Consider the following 23306-nt stretch of genomic DNA (forward strand, 5'->3'; position numbering starts at 1 on the left):
CTTACTCCGACTGCTCCTCCCTCTGTTCGAGGTCGACCCGCCGGACCTTCCCCGTCGACGTCGTCGGGAGGACGTCGATGAACTCTATCTCGCGGGGGTACTCGTACTTGGCGAGGCGGTCGCGGACGTGCTGTGCGAGTTGCCGTTTCAGGTCGTCGCTCGCCTCGTGGCCGGCCGCGAGGACGACGAACGCCTTGGGCACCTCGCCGCGTTCGTCGTCGGGGATGCCGACGACGCCGGCGTCGGCGACCGCGTCGTGGGTGGCCAGCGCCTCCTCGATTTCGACGGGGCCGATGCGGTAGCCCGCCGAGATGATGACGTTGTCCTTCCGACTGTGGAAGGAGAGGTAGCCGTCCGCGTCCATCGCCCCGAGGTCCTCGGTGAGGAGCCAGCCGTTCTGTACCTTCTCAGCCGTCTTGTCGGGTTTGTTCCAGTACTCCTTGAAGCAGATGGGGTCGCCCTCGTAGCGGACGGCTATCTCGCCCACCTCGCCGGGGTCGACGGTCGGTTCCGCCGTCTCGGGGTCGACGATGGCGACCTCGTGGCCGGGTGCCGCCGGGCCGATCTTCCCCTCGCGGGACTCGGTGAGGGCGGTGCAGTCGCCGACTATCATGTTCGCCTCCGTCTGGCCGTACCCCTCGTGGACGACGGCGCCGTCGAAGGTGTCGGCGGCCCACTCGACGATGCTCTCGCCGAGCGACTCCCCGCCGCTGGAGACTGCCCGGACGTCGCCGACATCGCCGGCCGCCGTCCGGTCGACCTGCATCATCATCCGGAGCGCGGTCGGCGGCGCGAAGTAGTTCGTCACACCGTAGCGTTCGATGACGTCGAAGGCGGTTTCGGGGTCGAACCCCGCCTCGTTCTCGTAGGCGACGACGGGTTTCCCGAAGAACAGGCCGGGGAAGACGACGTCGTACAGCGTCGCCACCCACGCCCACTCCGAGGGCGTCCAGAACACGTCGCCCGGCGACATCTCCATGTTGCAGACGGTCGTGACGAACATCGGGAGGTTCCCCAGCAGGACGCGGTGGGCGTGGCGGACGCCCTTCGGGTCGCCCGTCGTCCCCGAGGTGTAGATGATGATGGCGTCGTCGTCTTCGGCGGTGTCGACGGGGTCGAGGCGCCGCGACGAGGCGTCGATGGCGTCCCAGAAACCCACCTCCTCGCCCGTCGCCGTCCCGTCGACGACGAGCACCTCCTCGAGACTGTCCACGTCGTCGCGGACCGCCCGGAGCGCCCCCGCGTTCGAGGCGTCGACGATACAGGCTTTCGCGTCGGCATCGTCGAGGCGGTACCTGACGGCCTCCGTCCCGAACAGCGTACTCAGCGGCACCGACACCGCGCCGAGTTTCCAGATGGCGACGTGAGCCATCACGGTTTCCGGCTTCTGTGGCGCGTTCACGCCGACGCGGTCGCCCCGCTCGACGCCCTGCTCGCGGAGGTAGTTCGCCAGTCGGTTGGTGACGTTCCGGAGTTGCCAGAACGTGTACGTCCGCTCGTTCCCCTCGTGGTCGAGGCCGAACAGCGCGACCCGGGACTTGTCCGAGGACCACCGGTCGCAGACGTACTCGGCGGCGTTGAACCGCTCGGGCACCTCCCACTCGAACGACTCGCACAACTGGTCGTAGCTGTCCCACTCCTGCTCGTAGAAGTGATAGGCGTTGAGACGACTCCGTTCGTCCATAGATGGCGTTTCACACGATGGGTACTATTAGTTATCCCTCGCCGAGGGTATCACGCCACCCCAAACGAATAATTACCAGAAGGGTAAACGTAGCTACCATGCTGACCGGACAGACAGCATTCGTCACCGGAGCGAGCCAGGGTATCGGCCGACAGATCGCCATCACGCTCGCGGCGGAGGGCGCCAACGTGGCGCTGGCCGCGCGAAGCGACGGCATCTACGAGACCGAGGAGATGATCGACAGCGACGCGACGCTGGCCGTCGAGACGGACGTGACCGACGAGGCGTCGGTCGAGTCGTCCATCGAGGCGACCGTCGACGAGTTCGGCGGCCTCGACGTCGTTGTGAACAACGCCGGCATCGCGGGGCCGACGGCGCCCATCGAGGAGGTGACCGTCGAGGAGTGGCAGCAGACGCTCGACGTGAACCTGATGGGGATGTTCCTCACGGTGAAACACGCCTCCCCGCATCTCCGCGCGAGCGACCGCGGGAGCGTCGTCAACATCTCGTCGATAAGCGGGAAGCGGCCCCTCGAGAGCCGGACGCCGTACACGGCCTCGAAGATGGGCGTCATCGGGCTGACGCGGACGCTCGCGTTCGAGTTGGGCGACGACGACGTGACGGCCAACGCCATCTGCCCCGGCGCGGTGCGGGGCGAACGCATCAACAACGTCATCGAGAACCAGGCCGAGCAGCTGGGCGTCACCTTCGAGGAGGCGAAACGGCAGGTCATCACGAAGGACATGGCGCTCGACGACATCGTCGACCCCGAGGACGTCGCCGACATGGTCGCGTACCTCGCCAGCGACCACGGCCAGCACATCACCGGCCAGGACATCAGCGTCGACTCCGGCGCGACCTGGTACTGACCGGTCACTCCAGGAGGTCGCGGGCGTTCCCCCCGAGGATGCGGTCGGCGTCGGCCCTCGAAGTCACCTCGGCGATGGCGTCGGCGAACGCCCGGCCCTCCTCGGGCGGTCGCGGCTCGTAGGGGGCGTCCGTTCCGAACAGCAGTTGCGTCGAGGGGAACGCTTCGAGTGCGACCCGGACCGGCGCGGAGTAGCCGAAGAACCCCGAGGTGTCGACGTACACCCGCTGTTCCAGTTGCGTCTTGAACGCCTCGTACCCCTTCACGTGCTCCTGGCCCGGCCAGCGTCCCGGGTCCAACTGGAGGTGAATCCGGCCGAGCATCGCCGCGATGTTGCCGCCGAGATGGTGGAAGACGAGGTCGAGGTCCGGGTAGCGGTCGAGCACGCCGTCGTGGATGACCTTGAAGATGCTCTCCGAGAGCGCCGCCTCGCGCCCGAATATCGCGTTGAGCCGGTAGGTGTCGTCCAGCGCCTCGGGGTGGAGCGACTCGTTCAGTTTCGGGTGGACCAGAAGCGGCACGCCCCGGTCGGCGGCCACCGCAAGCACCGGCTCGACCTCGGGGTCGTTGAGTTCGATGCCGTCGCTTTTGGTCGCCAGCGCGCCGCCGCTGTAGCCGGCGTCGAGACAGCGCTCGAACTCCGCGGCCGCCGTCTCGCCGCCGGCGGCGGTGGGAATCGCCGCCAGCCCGTGGAACTGGTCGTAGTCGTCGATTTCGGCGAGGAGCGCGTCGTTCGCGGTCGCCGTCGCCTCGCCGTCGCCGTGGCCCATGTAGTACGGCTGTGACAGCGCCGCCCCGTCGATGCCGGCTTCCTCACACCACCGGACGTACTCCTCGATGTCGGTGTGGTGCGCGCCGAGATACGGCTCGAACTGCTCGAAAGACTCCGGGAGCACGTTCTCTGGGTGGAGATGGGCCCCGAAGTCGAACACGCGACTCCCGTCGCCGTCTGATAACTGCATGTCGATACCACGTGTGACCAGCGACAACTACCTTTCGGAATATATTGGATATATGACAGTATCGCTCCGGCGGCTACGGGGTCGTCGCGCCGCGGCCGACGAGCTCGCCCGCGGCGATGGTTGCGAGCATCTCCTCGACGCCGTCCAGCTCGACCACCTCGGAGACGACCGGCTCGACGACGCCCTCGGCGACGAGTTCGGCCGACCGCGCGAGTTCGTACCGGGAGCAGTAGCGGCTCCCGACCACCTCGAGTTCGTCCATGACGAGTTCCCGGGGCGACACGTCGAACGAGCGGCCGGGGAACCCGGTGAGGTTTACCAGCCGGCCCCGGGTGGCGAGCGCCGACACGCTCTCCTCCAGCAGGTCCATCGAGCCGGTGAAGTCGACGGCCACGTCGTACTCGATGCCCTCGCTGTCGGCGAACGCGGCCAGCGACTGCTCGTCGGTGTTGAGCGTGTGGGCCGCCCCGAGTTCCCGGCACCGGTCGAGCTTCGCGTCGACGCGGTCGACGGCCGTCACCTCGCCGCCGAAGTGGTCGGCCAACTGAACGAGGTGGATGCCGACGCCGCCGCCGGCCCCGAGCACGAGCACGTCGTCGCCAGGGTCGATGCCCGCCCGCTCGCTCACGATGTGGTAGGGGGTGGCGATGGCGTCCGGCACCGCGGTCGCGGCGACGGGGTCGATGTCGTCGGGGAGCCGGACGACGCTCTCGGCGGGGAGGCTGACGTACTCGGCGTAGCCGCCGTCCGTGGCGACGCCGACGAACCCCTCGAAGTTCGCACACAGCGACTCGTGGCCCGAGAGACACGCGTCACACCGGCCACAGACGAGATAGAAGTACGCCGCGACGCGGTCGCCCGCGTCGAACGGCAGGGCCTCGGACCCCAGTTCGGTGACCCGGCCGACGATTTCGTGGCCGGGAATCCGGGGCAGGGCCGCGGGGTCGTCGCCGAGGTCGCCGTTGATTGCGTTCCGGACGGTCAGGCCGACGCTCGTCGCCTCCACCTCGATGAGCACCTCGCCGGGGGTCGGCTCCGGCACCGGCACGTCTCGCGCGGTCAGACCGCCGCCCCACTCGTCGAGCTGGAGGCTCTGCATGGTGTCCGTCATTCGGTCGCACATCTCGGCTCCGTCGCAAAAGCCTTTCTCCCGGTCGGGTGGGGCCGGCTACAGCCCCAGGTACGCTTCTCGGACGCGGTCCTCGTCGATGAGCTCCTCGCTCGCGCCGCTCAGCGCGACCGTTCCGTTCTCGAGCACGTAGCCGCGGTCGGCGATGCGGAGCGACTGCTGGGCCTTCTGGGACACCAGCAGGACGGTCGTACCGCCGTCGTTTATCTCCGCGATGGAGTCGAGCGTGTTCTGTGCGAGGTCCGGCGCGAGCCCCAGCGTCGGCTCGTCGAGCATCACCAGTTCGGGGTCGCTCATCAGCCCCCGACCGATGGCGAGCTGTTGCTGTTGGCCGCCGGACATGGTGCCGGCTTTCTGGTTCGGCCGCTCGGCAAGCACCGGAAACAGCTCGTGGACCTCCGCGAGTCGTGCCTCGCGGTCGGCGTCGGAGAGGTCCCGCGGCGCGCCGAGTTCGAGGTTCTCCGCGACGGTGAGTTCGGTGAACAGTTTCCGGTCCTCGGGGACCTGCACCAGCCCGCGCCGCCACACCTCGTGGGGCGGGACGCCGGTGATGTCGTCGCCCTCGAACGTCACCGTCCCCGTCTGGGGGGTGAGCGTGCCGGTGATGGTGTTCAGCAGGGTCGTCTTTCCGGCGCCGTTCGAGCCGAGGACGACGACGAGTTCCTCGCGGTCGACCGAGAGCGAGACGTCTTCGAGCGCGTGGGCGGTCCCGTACGAGTAGCCGAGGTGCTCGACGTCAAGCATAGCTCTCCTCCCCCGTTCCGAGGTAGACGTCGATGACCTGCTGGTTCTGGGCGATCGCCTCCGGCCGGTCGTTGGCGATGATCTCGCCGTTGGCGAGCACCATGATCCGGTCACAGACGTTCATCGCCGCCTCCATGACGTGCTCGATGAGCAGTACCGTCACGCCCATGTCGTCGCGTATCTCCTCGACCAACTCGATCAGCTCCGTTACGTCCGAACTGCTGAGGCCGGCGAACACCTCGTCGAGCAGGAGAAGCTCCGGGTCGGTCGCCAGCCCCTTGGCGATCTCAAGCCGCTTCTTCTCGGACATCGTCAGGTCACGACCGATCATGTCGGCCTTGTGTTCGAGGCCGACGAACTCGATGAGCTCACGGGCCCGGGTGCGGGCCTCGCTGACTTTCCGGTACCCCCCCGAGTAGAGGAGGCCGGGAAGCAGGTTGTCGGTCGTGGTGAACGTCGGATACGGGCGCGTTATCTGGAACGTCCGGCCGATGCCCATCCGCGCGATGTCCTTCGGGGGCGTGTCGGTGATGTCCTCGCCGTTGAACGTTATCGTGCCGCCGTTGGCCCGCAACAGCCCCGAGACGATGTTGAAGAACGTGGTCTTGCCGGCCCCGTTGGGACCGATGAGGCCGCATATCTCGCCGTCCTGTACCTCGAGCGAGAGGTCCGTGAGGACCTCCAGCCCGCCGAAGTGCTTCTCGACGTGGGTTGCTTCGAGCATCTCAGTTCGCCTCCTTGGGTTCGGGTTCGCTGAACGGGTCGAACGACGACTGCTTGAGCCGACTCCGGATGAGCGGCACGATACCGGACGGCAGATACAGGATGACGCCGATGAGCACCAGCCCGAGGATGGTGTTGGCGACCGGGCCGCTGATCAGCAGCGTCAGCACCTCCTGGAGCGTCCGGATGAGAAGTGCCCCGACGAACGGGCCGACCCACGTGTCGGTGCCGCCGACGAGCGACATCAGCACCACCAGGATGGAGATGTTCAGGCTGAACATCGGCTCCGGGACGACGTAGCCGATGTACCACGAGTAGAACCCCCCTGCGAGTCCGGCCAGCCCCGCGGAGATAGTGAACGCGAATATCTTGAGGTAGGTCGTGTCGATGCCCTGGACGCTGGCGACCTCCTCGTCCTCGCGGATGGCGAACAGCCCGATGCCGTACCGGGACCGCTCGATCCAGCGGGCGACGAGGATGGTGACCGTCACCACCCCCAGCATCGCGTAGTAGAGGATGACGCTGCTCAGCGTCACCGATTCGGCGGGCGCCGACAGGAAGATGCCCGCCGTCGCCTCCAGCACCGGGAGCAGTTTGATGACCAGAAGCAGGATGAGCGCGGCAAGTAGCGTCACCACCGAGAAGTACGCCCCCTGGAGCCGCAAGACGAGCACGCCGATGATGATGGCGACGACGCCCGCGATGACCGCCCCGAGCACGGCGGTGATAAGCGGCGACCAGCCCTGCCACGACAGCAGGACGGCAGTGGTGTAGCCACCCAGTCCGACGAACGCGGCGTGGCCGAAGCTCTGGTACTCGGCGTAGCCGCCGATGATGTTCCAGCCGACGCTCAGCGACGCGTACATCAGCGTCAGGAAGCCGAACGACAGCAGGTAGTTGTTGACCGTAAACACCGGTACGAGCGCCATCGCCAGTATCAGTCCGCCGACCCACACGCGCGGGTCACGGGTCGAGATAGGCCAGTTCATTGGATCAACCCCTCCGGTCGGACCAGCAGAACGACGAACAGGATGCCGAACAGCACGAGGTCGACGTACTCGAACGGGAGCGCGAGCGCGGTGAACTCGGTGACGAGTCCGGTGAACACGCCCGCGAGGCCGCTCCCGACGACGCTCCCGATGCCGCCGAACACGGTCACGAGGAACACGTTGACCAGCCACGACAGCTGGGTCGCGGGGTCGAACGCGTAGAACAGCGACAGCGCGACCCCGGCGACGCCCGCAGTCGCGAAGCCGATGCCGGAGGTGATGCCGCTGACGCGGTGCCGGTCGATGCCACACAGCGCCGCCCCCTCGGGATCTTCGGAGACGGCACGGACGGCCCGGCCCGTGTAGGTCCGCGTCAGGAACAGATAAACGGTTGCGAGCGTCACGACCGCGACTGCGCCGCCGACGAGTCGGCCACCGGGAATCGCCGTCCCGGCGAAGTTGTAGGTAACCGCCGTGTACGGCGTCTTCGTCAGTCGCGGGTCGGCCGAGAACACGCTTATCATCGAGTTCTCGACGGCGAACATGAGCCCCAGCGAGAGGACGAGCGACGCGAACGCCACGTCTTCGGTCTGGGAGAGCAGTTTCTTCACGAGCGTCGCGTAGAACGCGTAGCCGATGGCGAAGAACAGCGGGACGATGACCACCAGCGCGAGCAGGGGGTCGACGCCGAACCGCGTGTTCGCGAAGTAGCCGAGATACGCACCGAGCACACCGAACGCCGCGTGAGCGACGTTGATGACGTCGATGGTGCCCCAGATGAGGGTGAAACCGACCGCCAGTACGGCGAACGCTAACCCCACCAGCAAGCCAGCGATGATGGCGTCGAGGACCGCCATCGGTCAGGCGTCGGAGTAGGGGTAGATCATCGTCGCCTCGCTGTCGACCTGTTTCCCCTTGAACTCGCGGGGGTAGACGAGCTCGGGGGTGCCGTCGATCATCTGGGTCGCCAGCGAGTACCGCTCCGGAAGGCCGCGCTCGTCGAACTCCATCGGGCCGGCGACGGTCGTGACCTGGTTCTGCCGGAGCCAGTTCTTCAGGTCGTCCTGGTTCGTGCCGCCGACGCCCTCGACGGCCTGCTGGAGCGCCTCCATCCACGAGTAGCCGAACATGAAGTACGTCGGGGCGCTGTCGGTGTCGTACCGCTCCTGGGACGCCTGATTGAGCGCGTCGACGCCGTCGAACGGGAGACTGGAGTGCATCATCGTCCCGCTGACGACGCCGTTGCCCAACTCGCCGAGTTCGTTCGACCACGAGGGGGTCTGTGAGCCGACGCCCTGCAGGTAGTACTGCGGGGTCCAGTCGACGTCGTTCACCGCCCGAATCGTCTGGACGCCGTCAGCGAACAGGCTGTTGGAGATGAACACGTCCGCCTCGGTCGAGGCGGCCTGATTGACCAGCGACGAGGCCGATTCGAGCGGCAGTTCGTACTGCTCGTCCATCACGAGTTCGATGCCCGCCCGCTCGAGGTTCGTCTTCGTCCCCTCGTTGATGGCGCGACCGAGCGTCCCGACGCCCGAGAACCCCATCATCGCCGCCGTCTCGGGCCGTTCGCTCTCCGGCAGTTCGTTCGCTATCCAGCTGAACGCGGCGTCGTACCACCACTCCGCCACGAGCGGCGGCGCGCCAAAGGAGTACTCGTACCCCTGTTCCCACGAGCGGCCGTGGGCCCCCATCGAGATGTACACCATCTCGTAGCGCTCGGCGACCTGCATCTGGGCGGCGACCGGCCCGCCGGCGTAGCCCCCGATGATGAGGTCGACGTTCTCCTGTTCGATGAGGTTCACGAGCAGGTTCCGGGAGTTCGAGGCGTCGCTCTCGTCGTCGCGGACGACGAGTTCCACCTCGCGACCCAGCAGACCCCCGTTCTCGTTGATCTCGTTCACCCGTTGCACGTAGCCGTCGCGGATGTACTGGCCGGTCGCACCCAGCGGGCCGCTCAGCGAGATGGCGGTGCCGATTTTGAGCGGCTGGGAGCTGGAACCGCCGCCCCCGGACCCGTCGTCGGTGTCGGTGCTACCGCCGCCGCCACCGCCGCCACCGCCACCGCCGCTGTTGCCCTCACCATCGCCGCTGATGAATCTCATGCAACCAGCCAGCAGGCCGGTCGAGACTGCACCCGATGCGCCGATGTAGTGTCGCCGGTTCCAGTTCCGGTCACTGTCGTCTGTCATATTAGTGTTCCATGATACCCACTAACTAGGAGGATATATATCTTGCCACGCTTTCCCAGGTCCTCCGACGGGACCGGATGTGCCGACACGGTATTGGGTCGTCCGTGTCCGCGCCGACTGCGCGTCTCCGCCCGCGACGGTCCGTCTCAGTCCTCGAAGATGGCGACCGGCCGGAGCGGCGAGCCGGTGCCGTCCTTGATGCGGAGGGGGAACGCGGCGAACTGGAACCGCTCGCCGACGACCTCGTCGATGTTCTCCAGGTTCTCCATGTGGAGTATCTCGTGTTCGGCACACATGTCGTGGACGGGATACTCCTTGGTGCTGGCCGCACTCGCGTGCTCGACCGTCGGCGCGTCGATGCCGAAGTTGCCGACGCCGTGGTCGTGGAGGAACCAGCCCGCCTCGCCGGAGAGGCCGGTGTGGTCGAACATGTACGCGCGGCGCTTGTCCACGTCGTCGATGCCGTAGTTTTCCTGGCGGTGGCCGGTGTGGAACAGCACCGTGTCGCCCTCCCGAATCTCGAGGTCGTGTTCCTCGAGTTGGGCTTCGATATCCTCGACCTCGATGAACTCGTCGGAGCTCTTGTGGCTCAAATCGAGCGCGATGCCGTCAGTATAGAACCGCTCGAGCGGAATTTCGTCGACGGAGGTGTCGTTCGCGGGGTCCAGATGGTTGAACGAGTCGACGTGGGTCGGCCCGTGTTCGGACATCTGGATGGTCCGGTTGATGGGATGTTCCTCGTCGTCGCCCGCACGGTAAAACTGGAGGCTCCGCTCGATTATCTCGGTCTCCTCTTCGACCGAATCGGCCCACTGGAGTCCCACCTCCTCGTGCGTGTCGCTCACCCAGATACGCGTCTTCGGCCACCCGGGATACACGGGCTGGCCTTCCTCTATCGCTCCCGAAAGGTCAACAATCCTCATGATGCGTTCACATAATCTCTGACGGTGTATTTAAATATGATGGTGAGTGACACACCGCGTGATACCCCCACCGCGGCCCGGCCGACGGCTCAATCCAGCGAGATGACGACGATGGCGAGCATCGCGAGGCCGATGCCGACCGCCCGGTTCACCGTGAGCGGCTCCCCGAGCAGGGCGACGCCGACGAGGGAACTCGTGACGAGAAACAGCCCGAACACCGGGACGACGACGCTCACCGGGCCCAGCGACAGCGCACGGAAGAACGCCAGGATGCTCACGGTGATGCAGACGCCCGCGCCGAGCACGTAGACGGCCGACGGGCCCGTGAGATGGTCGACGACGGGTTCGCGGGCCAGCGCCGAGAGCCCGAACGCCGTCGTGGCGAGCATGGCCGCGACGCCGAACGTGGCGACGTCGCTCGGTATCTCCTGGGTGGCGAGGTTCATCAGCGGCGGGACGAACGTGTAGCCGACGAGCGCGATGACAACCCAGACGATGTAGTTCACGAACTGCCCTTCCGTAGCACCCGACTCAAGCCTTTTGCTGGTGCCCGTCGGGGGTGCATCCCGAGACAGAGCCCCGGAGACGGCGCCTGACTGCGGTCCTGTCACTCGTCCCATAGAAATATGTAGGATGACAACATGTCTCGTCCATGGCCGACATCGTCGACCTCAGCCAGGAGATATACCACAAACACCCGTTACACCACGCGCACCCGCCGACGGTGATGTGGACCCACGTCACCTACGACGAGGCGGAACGCATCCTGGGGAACGCGCTCGGGACGGACGACCCGCCGTTCATCTACACGTCGAAGATGATTCAGATGAACGACCACGCCTCGACACACGTCGACGCGCTCTCGCATCTCGGCCGCGGCGGCGCCACCATCGACGAGATGTCGTTCGACTACTTCTACGGGCCGGGGAAGGCCATCTCCATCACGAAGTACGACGGCGCCTCCGACGCCGTCATCACCGTCGAGGACATGGAGCAGGCGTGTGCGGAGGCGGGCGTCGACATCGAGGAGGGCGACATCCTCCTCATCGACACCGGCCACTACGAGGAGACGTACCCCGACCCCGAGTACGTCGAGGACTACGTCGGCCTCTCGGCTGGCGCCACGGAGTGGATGGTCGACAAGGGCGTCGTGAACTTCGGCGTGGACGCGCCCGGCCCCGACAACTCGAACGACAACACCTATCCCGTCCATCAGGTGTGCCGCGATGCGGGGCTCCCACACATGGAGAACCTCAAGAACATCGACCAGGTCGTCGGCGAGACGTTCACCTTCTCGGGGCTCCCGCTCAAACTCCGGGAGGGCTCTGGCGGCCCGATGCGAGCCATCGCCGTTCTCGACGAGTGACACCGACGGGGCCACGCGGGAGAGCGTCGGCTCCGCCGATTGCGGCCCGCCGGGACGGGACCGGCGTAAGTATAAGTAGCTCTCTATGCATTGTGCTCCATAGCTCCATGCGAGCATCTGTCATCCCCGAGACCGGAGGGTTGGACGTAGTGACGGTCGAGGAGGTTCCGACGCCCGAGGCGGGTGCCGGCGACGTCCTCGTCGACGTGAAGGCGAGCGCCGTCAACCACACCGACGTCTGGATACGTCGCGGCTACGAGGGCGACCCGCCGGTCGTCACCGGCATCGACGTCGCCGGCGAGGTGGCCGACGTCGGCGCGAGCGTCGACCGGTTCGACGTCGGCGACCGGGTCGTCCTCTACTGGAACACGGAGCACTGTGGCACCTGCGAGTTCTGCAACGACGGCGAGACGACGCTGTGTCGCGACTACGGCGGCCTCGGGGTCACGCGCGACGGCGGCCACGCCGAGTACGTCGCCGTCGCCGCGGAGCACGCGGTACGGCTCCCCGAGGACGTCCCGTTCGAGCACGCCGCGGCGGTCCCCTCGAACTTCGGGACGGCCTGGCGGGGGCTGGTGAGCCGCGCCGACGTCGACCCCAGCGACGACGTGCTCGTGCTCGGGGCCAGCGGCGGCGTCGGCCACGGCGCCGTCCAGATCGCCGCCCACGCGGGCGCGACGGTGTACGCCGCGAGTTCCTCGGCGGAGAAGGCGGCCCGCCTCCGGGAGCTCGGCGCGGACCACGTCATCGACTACGGCGACCGGGACGTCGACGACGCCATCGCGGAGCTGACGGACCGCCGGGGCGTCGACGTCGTGTTCGAGTCCATCGGCGGCGACACCTACAAGCAGGCGATTCGCTGTCTCACACGTGGCGGCCGACTCGTCACCATCGGGGCGACGACCGGCGACGCCGACGAGGCGATGCTCCAGCACGTGTTCTGGAAGCAACTCGAGGTCATCGGGGCGACCGGCGCGACGATGGGCGAGTTCGGGGACATGCTCGACGCGCTGTTCGACGGCGCCATCGAACCCATCATCGACTCGGTCATCCCGCTTGAGGAGATACCGTCGGCACACGAACGGCTGTCGGCGGGCGACAGCTTCGGGAAGATAATCGTGAGCCCGTGACGATGTCGGACCGAACGCTGGAGAAACTGGAGCCGCGGGTCGGTGACACCGTCGACTCGGTCGAGGGGTTCACCGTCGAGGCGGGGAAGGTGGCGGAGTTCGCGGCCGCCGTCGGCGACGACAACCCGGTGTTCGTCGACGAGGCGGCCGCCGCCGACCGCGGGTTCGACAGGCGGCCGGCGCCGCCGACGTTCACCCGGACGTCGATGTTCCCCCGGTACCGCCCGGAGGGGGTCGGCCGACTCGGCATCGACATCGGGTTCGACATCCGGTACGAACTACACGGCGAACAGGTCTACGAGTTCGCCCGCCCGGTGTTCGTCGGGGACACCCTCTCCGCGACGACGACGCTGACCGACGCCTACGAGCGCGAGGGGCGACAGGGCGGCCGCATGACATTCGCCGTCCTCGAGACGGAGTTCGTCGACGAGACGGGTGGGCCCGTCGTCACGGAGCGACAGACCGTCATCGAGACGGACGGTACCGTCTCGGACGGTCAACAGGAGCCCGAGCGCCCGGAGCGGGACGCCAACCCCAAACGGGGGTCGGTCAGCCAGCCCTCCAGCGCCGGCTACCCCGTCGACGCCCCGGACGAGGTTTCGGTCGGCGACCAGCCCCCGACCGTCATCGTCGAGGACATCGCCCCGCAGGACTTCGTCCGCTACGCCGGGGCGAGCGGCGACTTCAATCCCATCCACTACGACGAGCAGTATGCGACCGCCCTCGGGAACCCGGGGGTGTTCGGGCAAGGGATGCTCACGGCGGCCCACACCGGCCATCTGGCGGCCGACTGGTTCGGCGTCGGCGCGATCAGCCGGTTCAGCACCCGGTTCACCGCCCGCGTCTGGCCGGGCGACACGCTGACAGTCGACGGGGAGGTGACCGACGTCGACGGCGGCGAGGTCACGGCCGACGTCACCGCGACCAGACAGACCGGCGAGTCCGTTCTCGTGGGCGAGGTCACCGCCGACGTCTCCGGCGACGCCTGAGACGGCTCGCGACGGCCGGCCCGGTCAGGCGCCGAACTCCGGCAGTGCCGCCAGTTCCTCCGTGTCGACGTCCTCGAACGCCGCCCGCGCGAGCGTCCGCTTGTGGACTTCGTCGGCGCCGTCGACGATGCGGAACGCGCGGACCGACTCGTAGAAGTCGGCGATTGGGAGGTCCTTCGAGATGCCGCTCCCGCCACACAGCTGGAGCGCGGTGTCGATGGCGTCCTGCGTGGCGTTCGCCGTGAACACCTTGCTCGCGGAGACCTCGTGGCGGGCGTCCTCCCCCCGTGCGAGTTTCGTCGCCGCGTCCCGGACCATTGCCCCCGCGGCGTACAGCCGAACCTCCGCGTCGGCGATGTCGAACTGCGGGCCCTGTTTGTCGGCGAGTCGCCCGCCGAACGCCTCTCGCTCGGTGAGGTACGCCTTCGCCACGTCGAGGGCTCGCTGTGCCATCCCGGAGTAGCGCATGCAGTGGGTCAGCCGGGCGGGGCCGAGCCGCTGTTGGGCGTGGATGAACCCCTCGCCCTCCTCGCCCAGCAGGTTCTCCTCGGGCACCCGCACGCCGTCGTAGCGAATCTCGGCGTGGCTCGAGTGGACGACGGACGGCCCGAGATGGGGAATGTCCCGGACCACCTCGACGCCGTCGGCGTCGGCCGGCACCAGAAACAGGCTCGCCCCCTCGTACGGGTGGGCGTCGGGGTCGGTGATGGCCATCACGATGAGCACGTCAGCCTCCGTCCCCTGGGTGGTCCACCACTTGTGGCCGTCGATGACCCACTCGTCGCCGTCCTTCTCGGCGGTGGTTCTGAGCATCTTCGGATCCGAGCCCGCGCCGTCTTTCGGCTCGGTCATCGAGAACGCCGACGCGATGTCGCCCGCGACCAGCGGCTCGAGCCACTGCTCCTTCTGTCTCTCCGTCCCGACCAGTTCGATGGTGTGCATGTTCCCCTCGTCGGGGGCGGCGACACGCATCGCCCGTTCACCCAGCAGGCTCCGGCCGGCCTGCTCGAACAGCGGGAGGACCTCCCTGAGGTCGTACCCCAGTCCGCCGTGCTCCTCGGGTATCTGCGGGCAGTAGACGTCACGGCTCCGGGCCTCGGCCCGAAGCTCCTCGATGACGTCGTCGCCGACCGGCTCCCCGCCCGGATGCTCGCGTTCGACCGGGAGCACTATCTCATCCATGAACGTCCGTGCGCGCTCGGCAAGCTCTCGGGCCGCCTGTGAGTCGTCGAACTCCATGGCTCACACATCGGCTCTACCCATATAGTTTTGTGGGCTCGCGGTGACAGACAGGTAGAGGCCACCCGACAATGCCACGCAGACAACGTTCGGGCAGCCATATCGCTGTCCGAGGCCGACGGAGGTGTCGATGAGCGACGACGACTATCTCGACCAGCTGGTCGACGAGGCGGCGCTCCGCGAGCATCTGACCGCGGAACTCGGCCCGGTCTCCGACTACGCGGTCGAGCGCCACCACGGCGGCCACTCCAACGAGACGCTGTTCGTCACGTGGGGCGACCGCGAGTTCGTGCTCCGCCGGCCGCCGCCGGGGGCGAAAGCGGACACCGCCCACGACGTGCTCCGGGAGCACCACGTCATGGCGGCACTCCAGGGAACCGACGTGCGCGTCCCGACGACGGTGCTCGCGTGCGAGGACGACGCGGTCATCGGGAGCGAATTCTACCTCATGGAGCGGGTGGCTGGCGACGTCATCCGGACCGAGGAGCCCGACCGGTTCGCGGACCCGCCGAGCCGCCGTTGCATCGGCGAGGAACTTGTCGACCGGCTCGCGGAGATTCACGCCGTGGACGCCGAGGCGGTCGGCCTCGGCGAGTTCGGGCGACCAGAGGGGTACATCGACCGCCAGGTCGACCGCTGGCACAAGCAGTTCGACTGGGCGTTCGAGGTCACGGCCGACGAACGGCCGGTTCCGGCCATCGCCGACGTCGGCGACTGGCTCGACGACAACGTCCCCGACTCGCATCCTCACACGCTCGTCCACGGCGACTACAAACTCGACAACGTGATAGTCGGCCCCGGCGACGTCCCCGAAATCGCCGGCATCGTGGACTGGGAACTCAGCACGCAGGGCGACCCGCGGTTCGACCTCGCGTGGCTCCTCACCTACTGGCGCGACCCGAGCGACCCGGACTCGCCGATTCCCGAACTCGTCCCGGAGTTCACCACACGCGAGGGCTATCTGACGAAGGGCGAGCTGGTGGCGCGATACGAGGACGCCGTCGGAATCGCGTTCGAGCACGGGCGGTTCTACCGGGTGCTGTCGGTGTACAAGCTCACGGCGCTGTGCGAGATGTTCTTCCGGCGGCATCTGGAGGGGAACGCGGACAACCCGATGTACCCCAAGATGCGCGAACGGGTGCCGGCGATGGCCGACTGGGCGCTTCGTATCGTCGACGGCGACGCGCCGATATAGCCCGGTCACCGGTTGAGGTCGTAGCCGCTCTGGCGGTCCCAGACGGTCGCCGCCGACGTGTCGCGGAGCCGGTCGTGGCGCACCTTCCCCGCGGCCGTCCGCGGGAGGTCGTCGCGCAACTCGATGTAGCGTGGAAGCTTGTGGTAGGTCAGCTGTTTCTCGCAGTGCTTGCTGACGTCGATGGCGCTCACGTCCGTCCCCTCGACCGGGACGGCGACGGCCTTGATCGCCTCGTCGCCGGCGTCGCTGTGGACACCCAGCACCGCCGACTCCCGAACTGCGGGGTGGGATTCGATGACACTCTCGATCTCCAGCGACGAGATGCGGCCGGCCACGCGCCCCAGATGGATGGTGTTCGTCTTGCTCGCGACGAAGTAGAGGTAGCCGTCCTCGTCGAGATAGCCGACGTCGTTCGTGTGGATCCACTGGTTCTGGCAGACCTCGGCGGTCAGTTCGTCGTCGTTGACGAACCCCTGTAGCATCGTGTTCGGCTCCCGGGGCCGGACGACTATCTCACCCGTCTCGCCGGTCGGGACCTCCCAGTCGTTCTCGTCGACGATCTTCACGTCGGCGTGGCTGACGGGTTTGCCGACGCTTCCGAGTCGCCTGTCGTCGGGCCGGTTCGACGTCGCGAGCGTCGCGGTCGGCGTGATGCCGTACGCCTCCAGCACCTTCACGTCGAACCGGCGTTCGAAGTTCGCTATCATCGTCTCGTCGGTCTCGAACCCGAACCCGTGGCCGACGGCGTACGAGGCGGGGTTCCGGTCGCTCTCCGCGTTCTCGGGCTGGTTGTACAGCACTGACAGCATCCGCCCGAGATAGAGGAAGACGGTCGCGTCGTAGCGGCGCACCCACTCCCAGAACTGGTCTCCCTCGAACTTCTTCTCGAAGGCGAACTCCGCGCCCGCCGCCAGCGCGCCGGCGACGCCCATCTGGATGGGGTAGCTACTGTAGAACGGGAGCGTCGTGAAGATGCAGTCGTCCCGCGAGAGGCCCAGCATGTCGCGACACGACTCGATGCCGGTGTTGACGTACGAGTAGTGGGGGAGCGCGACGCCCTGCGGGTTCGACCGGCGGTATCGCTGGACGTAGATGGCCGAGCAGGTGTCGGTGCCCGAGACGCCGACGTCGGGTGCCGTCGTCCGGTCGCCCTCGAGCAACAGCTCGAAGTCGCGATACGGGCTCCCCGCGACGTCGTCACCGACGAAAAACTCGGTGCTTATGGTGGCGGCGTCGCTTTTGACCGCTTCGTACGCCTCGACGGTGTCGCCGTCCAGGATGACGATTTCGGCGTTCGTCTCCGCGAGGACGTGTACCAGCGGCCCGTCCGTGAACCGGGTGTCTATCGGTACGGCGACGGCACCGATCTTCGCGAGCGCGAACAGCGTGTACAGATACTCCGGGCGGTTGTACATGTAGATGCAGACCCTGTCGCCTTTCGCCACGCCGTTCGCGTAGAGTTCGTTCGCGATGGCGGTGGCCGTCGCGTCGAGTTCGGTGAACGAGTAGGACTCTCCGCGACAGCGGAAGAACGTCTCGTCGCCGAACTCCCGGCTCCGGCGCTCGAGGAGGCCGCCGAGCGTCCGGACCGCGTCCCCTTCGGTCGCCATCTCACTCACCACCCTCCTCGAGGCGCTGTTGCAGGTCGGCCACGGACTCGACGAGGTCCCTGCCGACGTTCTCGGCGCGGTTGCCCGCGAAGTTCCGGGACTGTCCGAACACGCCGATGGCGTGTCGCCTGCCGTTCGGGTCCCGGAACGCGACCCCGACCGAGAGGATGCCCAGCACCGCCTCGCCTTCGCTGATAGCGAACCCCTGTTCGCGGACGGTCGCTATCTCCTCGGTGAGCGTCTCGAGATCCGTCGTCGTCCGGCGAGTGTGTTCGGGCAGGCCGTGGTGGTCGACGATTCGTCGCACGTACTCGTCGGTCGACAGCGCCAGAATCGCCTTCCCCGGCGCGTGGACGTGGAGATACGACCGCTTCCCGACGCTCCCGTAGGTGTGAGTGCGCTCGTCCGGGGCCGCCTCGTGCATGAAGTAGCCACGGCCGAACTCCTCGGTGACCCACCACGTCGGCTGTGACAGTTCCTCGGCGACCGACCGGACCGTCACCACGATGGGGCGCTTGATACCTGCCGCGGTCTTGGCCGCCATCCCGTGTGTCAGAAACCGGAGTCCGAGGCGGTACGTCCCGCCGTCGTTGACGACGTAGCCGTCCATCTCGAGGGTCGCCAGATAGTTGTGAACCGAACTCTTCGAGAGGTCGAGCTCCTCCGTCAGCTGTGTCGGCGTCGCGCCGCCGAGCGTCTGAACGGTGTTGATCAACTCGAACGCTGTCTGGACAGATTTGACCTGGCGGGCAGGTGCGTTCGCGAGCATTACACCCTAGTATCTATGGTAACACTTAGCATTTTCGCATAGAGTAACCATATACTGCTCGCACCGGAGACTGCGTACGCGACGCGTTCACATATACTGGACAGGGCGGTTTCAGCGTCGTTCTTCACCCGGTTCTGCGGTAGGTGCCGAAGTCGCGTATTGTCCGGAAAACGGTCTGAAACGGACAATGAGTCGGCCGAGCGGCACCGTGACACCGGGTGGGTACGTCTGGTGGACGTACGCCCCGGGCGCTCGCGCCCGAGCGTGTACGATATGTAAATACAATTCGCCCCTCCCCGGTCGACTCGTCCGGTCTTTCTACGGACATCACCATCTCGCCGTCCCGTGCCGCGGTTCTCGTCGGCCGCCGGGCGCAGTGCTCCCTGGCGAACTCCACTATGGGGCAACTAACGGTAGTAGGTGTGTTATGCGCCGCCCGGAGGGTCCGAGCCAGATGGTCCGCGGATAGGAATGAAATAACAACAGTAACAGTGTTATTTTGTCGGTGGTCAGCACGCGCCCCCACGGGAGGTCGTTCCGGACTGTCCAAGCGGTGCCCGACGGCGAACCACGGTCAGTAGTCGGTCGCGGACGCGCCGTTGTACTTGATGCGGATGATGTCGGCCTGTTCCCGGAGCTTCCGTGGCAACGTCTCCGTGAGCCGGTCGCCGTCGAGTCGGCTCACGGGCCCCGAGACGGTGATGGTACCGATGAGACCGTCGACCCCGCGCACCGGAGCGGCGACCGACCGGATGCCGACGGCGGCCTCCTCGTCGTCGAACGCGATACCCTCCTCGCGGATGGTGTCGAGTTCCGCCATCAGCTCCTCCCGGTCGGTGATGCTGTTGGGCGTCATCGACCCCAGGCCGTGGCGGTCGATCACCGTGTCGACCGCCTCGTCGTCCATGTGTGCGAGCACGACCTTCCCGCCGGCGGTGGTGTTCAGATGCCAGCGGCTCCCGAGCGTGTACGCGCCGCTCTCGACGGCCTGCTCGCCGCCCGTCTTGTAGAGGTAGTAGGCCTTCCCGTGCTCCTCGACCATCAGCCAGACGTACTCGCCGATGTCGTCCGCGAGCTGGTCGGCGGGCTCGCGGCCGTGCTGGAAGATGCCGTAGCCGTGTTTCGCCTTCTCGCCGATGTCGTAGTAGCGGAGCCCCGGCCGGTACTCGTTGTCTTCTTCGACGACGAACTCCCGCCGTTCGAGCGTCGTCAGGTGGGCCAACACGTTGCTCGGCGAGCGGTCGAGGTCGTCCGCCACCTCCGTGATGGTCATCGGCCCCGCCTCGACCAGCGTGGTGAGGATTTCGAGGGACGCGTCCACCGACTGAATCGTCCGCCCCGTTCCCTCGTTCCGGTTCGTGCTTCCCATGCAGACGGGTTGCGACTCGGTCACAATGAAAATTCCGACGGGGCCCACGCGGGGCCCGTCGACGCCTCGTCCGGGTCGCGTCGAGTCCCGATGCGGGACTCCAACGATTTCCTTATACAAAATCGCAGGCAGAGCGCGCGTTAGGGCCCATTCGAAGGCTCCTGTGGCCACTCCAGTGGGTCGACAGTCGTTCTCTGTTGGCGAACCGCATTGTCCAAAATCAGTTAAATACACTAGGCCGGCGGCGCCACGTCTTTCGGTTCTCCGTTCTGCCGACGCTATCTTGAATTCTCCTCTCACGAATTAGTCGTGTGATGGCGTGGCACGGCCGTCCGTCACGACGGCGCGGCGGCCGTGGGTCCGCTGGCGCTCGCGAGGTCGGGGTGGCTCCGCTTGCACCCAAGAACTAAGACGGCTCCCGGTCCACCACTCATCGCTGATGACCGTAATCGCAGATCTAGAGGAGCGGGTAGACGACCCCATCTCGGTCGCACTCATCGGGACGGGCGTCTACGGCTCCCATCTCGCGTACCAGATCGAGGAGACGCCCGGGCTCCGGCTGTCGGTACTCGCCGACATCGACCGTCCGAAGGCGCGGCGAACGTTCCGCGAAGCCGGCGTCGACGAAGCGGCCGTCGTCGCCACCGACGACGCCGAGGAGATCGCGGCCGCCCTGTCGGCGGGCGACCGGGTCGCCACCGCGGACGGCGTGCTCGCGGCCGAAGCACCGCTCGACGTGATCATCGAGGGGACGGGTGACGCGGCCGCCGGCGCTGAACACGCGTGGGCGGCCATCGACGCCGGCAACGACGTCGTGATGGTCAGCGTCGAGACGGACGTGACGGCCGGGCCGCTTCTGGCCCGGATGGCCGAGCGACAGGGCGTGACCTACTCGATGGCGTACGGCGACGAACCCGCCCAGGTCGTCCATCTCTACGAGTGGGCGCGGGCCCAGGGGCTGGAGGTCGTCGCCGCCGGCCAGGGGACGGAACTCACGTTCAAGCCACACGCACCCCCCGAGACGGCGCTCGACCGCTACGACCTGCCCGAGCAGTGGATCGAGGAGAACGAGCCCGACCCGCGCATGTACAACACGTTCCTCGACGGGACGAAGGTGGCCGTCGAACTCTGTGCGGCGGCGAACGCGCTGGGGTTCGAACCCGACACGGACGGCCCCCACGTCCCCGAGACGGACCGCGACGGCCTGCTCGAGACGCTCCGTCCCGCCGAGGACGGCGGCGTGCTCGAGCAGACGGGCGTCATCGACGCCGTCACGCCCACCGGCGACAACCCCAGCGCCTTCGTCGTCACGAAGGCCGACAACGAGGTGACCCAGGAGTATCTCGCCCAGCGGTACAACATCAACACCGTCAACGGCGGGAAGTACCAGGTGTTCCACCGGCCGTTCCACCTCCCGCAGGAGACGATATACAGCGTGGCGACGGCCGCGCTGTACGACCGGCCCACCGGCGTCGTCCGCGAGCAGACGTGCGAGGTGGTCGGCGCGGCAAAGCGGGACCTCGAGCCCGGCGAGACCATCCGCGGCGGCGGCGGCGACACCGTCTACGGCGAACTCGAGTCGGCCGAGACCGCCGACCAGGAGTTCCTCGTCCCCTTCGAGTTGCTCGCCGGCGCGACCGTCACCCAGCCGGTCGCGCAGGACGAGCGCATCGCTCGCTCGGACGTGGAACTCGACACCGACTCCGCGCTGTATCACCTCCGTCAACTGCAGGAGGACCTGCTGTGACCGCGCCCACGCGCCCGGAGCGGTAAGCGCGGCGCGACGACCACGATGCCGCCGAGTCGCCCCTCCGTGAGTGACTCCTGTCGGCCGTCTACCCCCGGTTCTCGGCCGATTTCGCGGTTCTCGTCCGTCGGTCTCGGGAAGACTTATTGTACGCGAGGGTGAGTTCGAGATACCCATGTCAGCAGACACCACCCGGCTCGTGGACCTGCACAACTACGTCGACGGCGACTGGCGTGCTCCCTCCGGAGAGGAGGGCCAGCGCGTCGTGAACACGGCGACGAACGAGACGCTTGCGGAGGTCACGTTCAGCACCACCGAGGATGTCGACGCGGCCGTCCAGACCGGCCAGTCGGCGTTCGAGACGTGGCGCGAGACGCCGGTCGAACAGCGCATCCAGCCGCTGTTCGAACTGAAACAGCTCCTCGAGGAGCATCAGGAGGAGATAGCGGAGACGCTCGTGCGCGAGCACGGGAAGACGTTCGACGAGGCGATGGGCGAACTCCGCCGCGGCATCGAGAACGTCGAGGTGGCGTGTGGCATCCCCTCGATGATGCAGGCCGGCCATCTCCCGAACGCCGCCCCGGAGATCGACGAGACGGCCGTCCGCAAGCCGCTCGGCGTGTTCGCCGCCGTCACCCCGTTCAACTTCCCCGGGATGATCACGCTGTGGTTCCTCCCCTTTGCCGTCGCCACCGGCAACGCGTTCGTACTCAAGCCCAGCGAGAAGACGCCCCACACTGCCCAGTACATCATGGAACTCGTCGACGAGGCTGGGTTCCCGGACGGCGTCGTCCAGATGGTCCACGGCGGCGCCGACACGGTGAACGCGCTCCTCACCCACGACGGCATCGAGGGTATCTCCTTCGTCGGGAGCACGCCCGTCGCCCAGCATATCTACGAGACGGCCGCCGAGCACGGCAAGCGCGTGCAGGCGCAGGGTGGTGCGAAGAACCACATCGTCGTCGCCGAGTCGGCCGACCTGGCGTTTGCCGCCGACCAGACCATCAGTTCGGCGTTCGCCAACGCCGGCCAGCGCTGTCTTGCCAACCCCGTCGCCGTCGTCGAGGACGCCGTCTACGACGAGTTCGCCGAGCGGGTCGCCGACCGGGCCGAGGGGCTGACGGTCGCTGAAGGGCTGACCGGCGGCGTCGACATGGGGCCGCTCATCACGCCCGACCACCGCGAGCGCGTCCTCGAGTACATCGAAACCGGCGTCGCGGAGGGAGGCGACCTCCTCGTCGACGGCCGCGAAATCGACGTGCCCGACGAGGGGACGTTCCTCGGCCCGACGGTGTTCGGCGACGTCGACCCGGACGCGACGGTGGCCCGCGAGGAGATATTCGGTCCCGTGCTGGCACTGCTTCGTGCGGACGATTTCGACCACGCCATCGACCTCGTCAACCGGAGCGACTACGGCAACGCCGCCAGCCTGTTCACCGACCGCGGCGGCGACGCACGCCGGTTCCGCCACGACGTCGAAGCCGGCAACCTCGCGGTGAACGCCGGCACCGCCGCGCCGATGGCGTTCTTCCACTTCGGCGGCTGGGACGACTCGTTCTTCGGTGACCTGCACGCGCAGGGCGAGGACATGATCCAGTTCTACTCCGACAAGGCCGTCTACATCGAGCGGTGGCCCGACCGGTGAGGGTCGAGCCCCGCTGACAGGCCCCGCCGGGAT

Annotated in this window: 21 protein-coding genes; 7 read left to right on the forward strand and 14 right to left on the reverse strand. The window is 67.2% G+C overall.

Annotation, left to right across the window (positions count from 1 at the left end; translation table 11 throughout):
- Position 1: 1 nt before the first annotated feature.
- Positions 2 to 1684, reverse strand: a complete 1683-nt coding sequence (locus NL112_RS08610; protein ID WP_255152296.1) for an acetate--CoA ligase — start codon at positions 1682 to 1684, stop codon at positions 2 to 4.
- A gap of 98 nt (positions 1685 to 1782) precedes the next feature.
- On the opposite strand from NL112_RS08610, the gene NL112_RS08615 reads away from it, so the two are divergent.
- Positions 1783 to 2553 (forward strand): SDR family NAD(P)-dependent oxidoreductase, encoded by a 771-nt coding sequence (locus tag NL112_RS08615; protein ID WP_255152297.1) that lies wholly within the window; start codon positions 1783 to 1785, stop codon positions 2551 to 2553.
- 4 nt (positions 2554 to 2557) lie between these two features.
- On the opposite strand, the gene NL112_RS08620 is transcribed toward NL112_RS08615, so the two are convergent.
- From NL112_RS08620 to NL112_RS08660, 9 genes are all read right to left on the reverse strand, one after another.
- Entirely contained in the window at positions 2558 to 3514 is a 957-nt protein-coding gene (locus NL112_RS08620; protein WP_255152299.1) for an amidohydrolase family protein, read from the reverse strand.
- 73 nt (positions 3515 to 3587) lie between these two features.
- Positions 3588 to 4625 (reverse strand): alcohol dehydrogenase catalytic domain-containing protein, encoded by a 1038-nt coding sequence (locus tag NL112_RS08625; RefSeq protein ID WP_255152300.1) that lies wholly within the window; start codon positions 4623 to 4625, stop codon positions 3588 to 3590.
- Between the two features lie 57 nt (positions 4626 to 4682).
- A complete protein-coding gene (locus NL112_RS08630) occupies positions 4683 to 5387 on the reverse strand; it encodes an ABC transporter ATP-binding protein (RefSeq protein ID WP_255152301.1) in 705 nt (234 codons plus the stop codon).
- The gene (locus tag NL112_RS08635) at positions 5380 to 6111 is read right to left on the reverse strand and encodes an ABC transporter ATP-binding protein (RefSeq protein WP_255152302.1); all 732 of its coding nucleotides are present in this window, start codon (positions 6109 to 6111) and stop codon (positions 5380 to 5382) included. The genes NL112_RS08630 and NL112_RS08635 overlap by 8 nt, the downstream gene beginning before the upstream one ends.
- Before the next feature lies 1 nt (position 6112).
- On the reverse strand, positions 6113 to 7099 hold the full coding sequence (locus NL112_RS08640) for a branched-chain amino acid ABC transporter permease (protein WP_255152303.1): 987 nt from the start codon (positions 7097 to 7099) through the stop codon (positions 6113 to 6115).
- On the reverse strand, positions 7096 to 7956 hold the full coding sequence (locus NL112_RS08645; protein ID WP_255152304.1) for a branched-chain amino acid ABC transporter permease: 861 nt from the start codon (positions 7954 to 7956) through the stop codon (positions 7096 to 7098). The genes NL112_RS08640 and NL112_RS08645 overlap by 4 nt, the downstream gene beginning before the upstream one ends.
- 3 nt (positions 7957 to 7959) lie before the next feature.
- Positions 7960 to 9291 carry an amino acid ABC transporter substrate-binding protein gene (locus tag NL112_RS08650; RefSeq protein ID WP_255152305.1) on the reverse strand — a complete coding sequence of 444 codons (1332 nt, stop codon included), beginning with the start codon at positions 9289 to 9291 and terminating at the stop codon, positions 7960 to 7962.
- 146 nt (positions 9292 to 9437) lie between these two features.
- Positions 9438 to 10214: a cyclase family protein gene (locus NL112_RS08655; RefSeq protein ID WP_255152306.1), complete on the reverse strand. Its 777-nt coding sequence runs from the start codon at positions 10212 to 10214 to the stop codon at positions 9438 to 9440.
- 89 nt (positions 10215 to 10303) lie between these two features.
- Positions 10304 to 10720 carry an EamA family transporter gene (locus NL112_RS08660; protein WP_255152307.1) on the reverse strand — a complete coding sequence of 139 codons (417 nt, stop codon included), beginning with the start codon at positions 10718 to 10720 and terminating at the stop codon, positions 10304 to 10306.
- Between the two features lie 146 nt (positions 10721 to 10866).
- On the opposite strand from NL112_RS08660, the gene NL112_RS08665 reads away from it, so the two are divergent.
- The 3 genes from NL112_RS08665 to NL112_RS08675 all read left to right on the forward strand — a co-directional run bounded on the left by NL112_RS08665 (position 10867) and on the right by NL112_RS08675 (position 13699).
- Positions 10867 to 11580: a cyclase family protein gene (locus NL112_RS08665; protein WP_255152308.1), complete on the forward strand. Its 714-nt coding sequence runs from the start codon at positions 10867 to 10869 to the stop codon at positions 11578 to 11580.
- Between the two features lie 149 nt (positions 11581 to 11729).
- A complete protein-coding gene (locus tag NL112_RS08670) occupies positions 11730 to 12710 on the forward strand; it encodes a zinc-binding dehydrogenase (protein ID WP_255152309.1) in 981 nt (326 codons plus the stop codon).
- A 2-nt stretch (positions 12711 to 12712) separates the two neighbouring features.
- On the forward strand, positions 12713 to 13699 hold the full coding sequence (locus tag NL112_RS08675) for an FAS1-like dehydratase domain-containing protein (RefSeq protein WP_255152310.1): 987 nt from the start codon (positions 12713 to 12715) through the stop codon (positions 13697 to 13699).
- A gap of 24 nt (positions 13700 to 13723) precedes the next feature.
- Here the strand turns inward: NL112_RS08675 and NL112_RS08680 are convergent, their stop codons facing one another.
- Positions 13724 to 14938: an acyl-CoA dehydrogenase family protein gene (locus NL112_RS08680; protein ID WP_255152311.1), complete on the reverse strand. Its 1215-nt coding sequence runs from the start codon at positions 14936 to 14938 to the stop codon at positions 13724 to 13726.
- A gap of 130 nt (positions 14939 to 15068) precedes the next feature.
- Here NL112_RS08680 and NL112_RS08685 point away from each other — a divergent pair, with 130 nt between their 5' ends.
- Positions 15069 to 16133 carry a phosphotransferase family protein gene (locus tag NL112_RS08685; protein ID WP_255152312.1) on the forward strand — a complete coding sequence of 355 codons (1065 nt, stop codon included), beginning with the start codon at positions 15069 to 15071 and terminating at the stop codon, positions 16131 to 16133.
- 5 nt (positions 16134 to 16138) lie between these two features.
- Here NL112_RS08685 and NL112_RS08690 read toward each other — a convergent pair whose 3' ends face one another.
- The 3 genes from NL112_RS08690 to NL112_RS08700 form a co-directional block, all read right to left on the reverse strand.
- The gene (locus NL112_RS08690) at positions 16139 to 17743 is read right to left on the reverse strand and encodes an AMP-binding protein (protein WP_255152313.1); all 1605 of its coding nucleotides are present in this window, start codon (positions 17741 to 17743) and stop codon (positions 16139 to 16141) included.
- Between the two features lies 1 nt (position 17744).
- Complete coding sequence (locus NL112_RS08695; protein WP_255152314.1) at positions 17745 to 18512, reverse strand: IclR family transcriptional regulator; 768 nt, start codon at positions 18510 to 18512, stop codon at positions 17745 to 17747.
- A 574-nt stretch (positions 18513 to 19086) separates the two neighbouring features.
- A complete protein-coding gene (locus NL112_RS08700; protein WP_255152316.1) occupies positions 19087 to 19881 on the reverse strand; it encodes an IclR family transcriptional regulator in 795 nt (264 codons plus the stop codon).
- A 439-nt stretch (positions 19882 to 20320) separates the two neighbouring features.
- Between NL112_RS08700 and NL112_RS08705 the strand changes: the two genes are divergently transcribed.
- Together NL112_RS08705 and NL112_RS08710 are read left to right on the forward strand one after the other, a co-directional pair.
- Positions 20321 to 21628, forward strand: coding sequence for a hypothetical protein (locus tag NL112_RS08705; RefSeq protein WP_255152317.1), 1308 nt, complete (start codon positions 20321 to 20323; stop codon positions 21626 to 21628).
- Between the two features lie 175 nt (positions 21629 to 21803).
- Positions 21804 to 23273, forward strand: coding sequence for a CoA-acylating methylmalonate-semialdehyde dehydrogenase (locus NL112_RS08710; protein ID WP_255152319.1), 1470 nt, complete (start codon positions 21804 to 21806; stop codon positions 23271 to 23273).
- The last annotated feature ends 33 nt before the right edge of the window (positions 23274 to 23306 follow it).

Source organism: Halorarius halobius (assembly GCF_024298865.1).
Lineage (GTDB): Archaea > Halobacteriota > Halobacteria > Halobacteriales > Haloarculaceae > Halorarius > Halorarius halobius.

What these genes read in the sequence shown, in the direction of transcription:
- NL112_RS08680 (WP_255152311.1), bottom strand. Translation starts at nt 14,938, where the DNA reads ATGGAGTTCGACGACTCACAGGCGGCCCGAGAGCTTGCCGAGCGCGCA.
- NL112_RS08655 (WP_255152306.1), bottom strand. Translation starts at nt 10,214, where the DNA reads ATGAGGATTGTTGACCTTTCGGGAGCGATAGAGGAAGGCCAGCCCGTG.
- NL112_RS08695 (WP_255152314.1), bottom strand. Translation starts at nt 18,512, where the DNA reads ATGCTCGCGAACGCACCTGCCCGCCAGGTCAAATCTGTCCAGACAGCG.
- NL112_RS08710 (WP_255152319.1), top strand. Translation starts at nt 21,804, where the DNA reads ATGTCAGCAGACACCACCCGGCTCGTGGACCTGCACAACTACGTCGAC.
- NL112_RS08685 (WP_255152312.1), top strand. Translation starts at nt 15,069, where the DNA reads ATGAGCGACGACGACTATCTCGACCAGCTGGTCGACGAGGCGGCGCTC.
- NL112_RS08675 (WP_255152310.1), top strand. Translation starts at nt 12,713, where the DNA reads ATGTCGGACCGAACGCTGGAGAAACTGGAGCCGCGGGTCGGTGACACC.
- NL112_RS08615 (WP_255152297.1), top strand. Translation starts at nt 1,783, where the DNA reads ATGCTGACCGGACAGACAGCATTCGTCACCGGAGCGAGCCAGGGTATC.
- NL112_RS08640 (WP_255152303.1), bottom strand. Translation starts at nt 7,099, where the DNA reads ATGAACTGGCCTATCTCGACCCGTGACCCGCGCGTGTGGGTCGGCGGA.
- NL112_RS08635 (WP_255152302.1), bottom strand. Translation starts at nt 6,111, where the DNA reads ATGCTCGAAGCAACCCACGTCGAGAAGCACTTCGGCGGGCTGGAGGTC.
- NL112_RS08645 (WP_255152304.1), bottom strand. Translation starts at nt 7,956, where the DNA reads ATGGCGGTCCTCGACGCCATCATCGCTGGCTTGCTGGTGGGGTTAGCG.
- NL112_RS08705 (WP_255152317.1), top strand. Translation starts at nt 20,321, where the DNA reads ATGACCGTAATCGCAGATCTAGAGGAGCGGGTAGACGACCCCATCTCG.
- NL112_RS08650 (WP_255152305.1), bottom strand. Translation starts at nt 9,291, where the DNA reads ATGACAGACGACAGTGACCGGAACTGGAACCGGCGACACTACATCGGC.
- NL112_RS08700 (WP_255152316.1), bottom strand. Translation starts at nt 19,881, where the DNA reads ATGGGAAGCACGAACCGGAACGAGGGAACGGGGCGGACGATTCAGTCG.
- NL112_RS08630 (WP_255152301.1), bottom strand. Translation starts at nt 5,387, where the DNA reads ATGCTTGACGTCGAGCACCTCGGCTACTCGTACGGGACCGCCCACGCG.
- NL112_RS08665 (WP_255152308.1), top strand. Translation starts at nt 10,867, where the DNA reads ATGGCCGACATCGTCGACCTCAGCCAGGAGATATACCACAAACACCCG.
- NL112_RS08610 (WP_255152296.1), bottom strand. Translation starts at nt 1,684, where the DNA reads ATGGACGAACGGAGTCGTCTCAACGCCTATCACTTCTACGAGCAGGAG.
- NL112_RS08625 (WP_255152300.1), bottom strand. Translation starts at nt 4,625, where the DNA reads ATGACGGACACCATGCAGAGCCTCCAGCTCGACGAGTGGGGCGGCGGT.
- NL112_RS08620 (WP_255152299.1), bottom strand. Translation starts at nt 3,514, where the DNA reads ATGCAGTTATCAGACGGCGACGGGAGTCGCGTGTTCGACTTCGGGGCC.
- NL112_RS08690 (WP_255152313.1), bottom strand. Translation starts at nt 17,743, where the DNA reads ATGGCGACCGAAGGGGACGCGGTCCGGACGCTCGGCGGCCTCCTCGAG.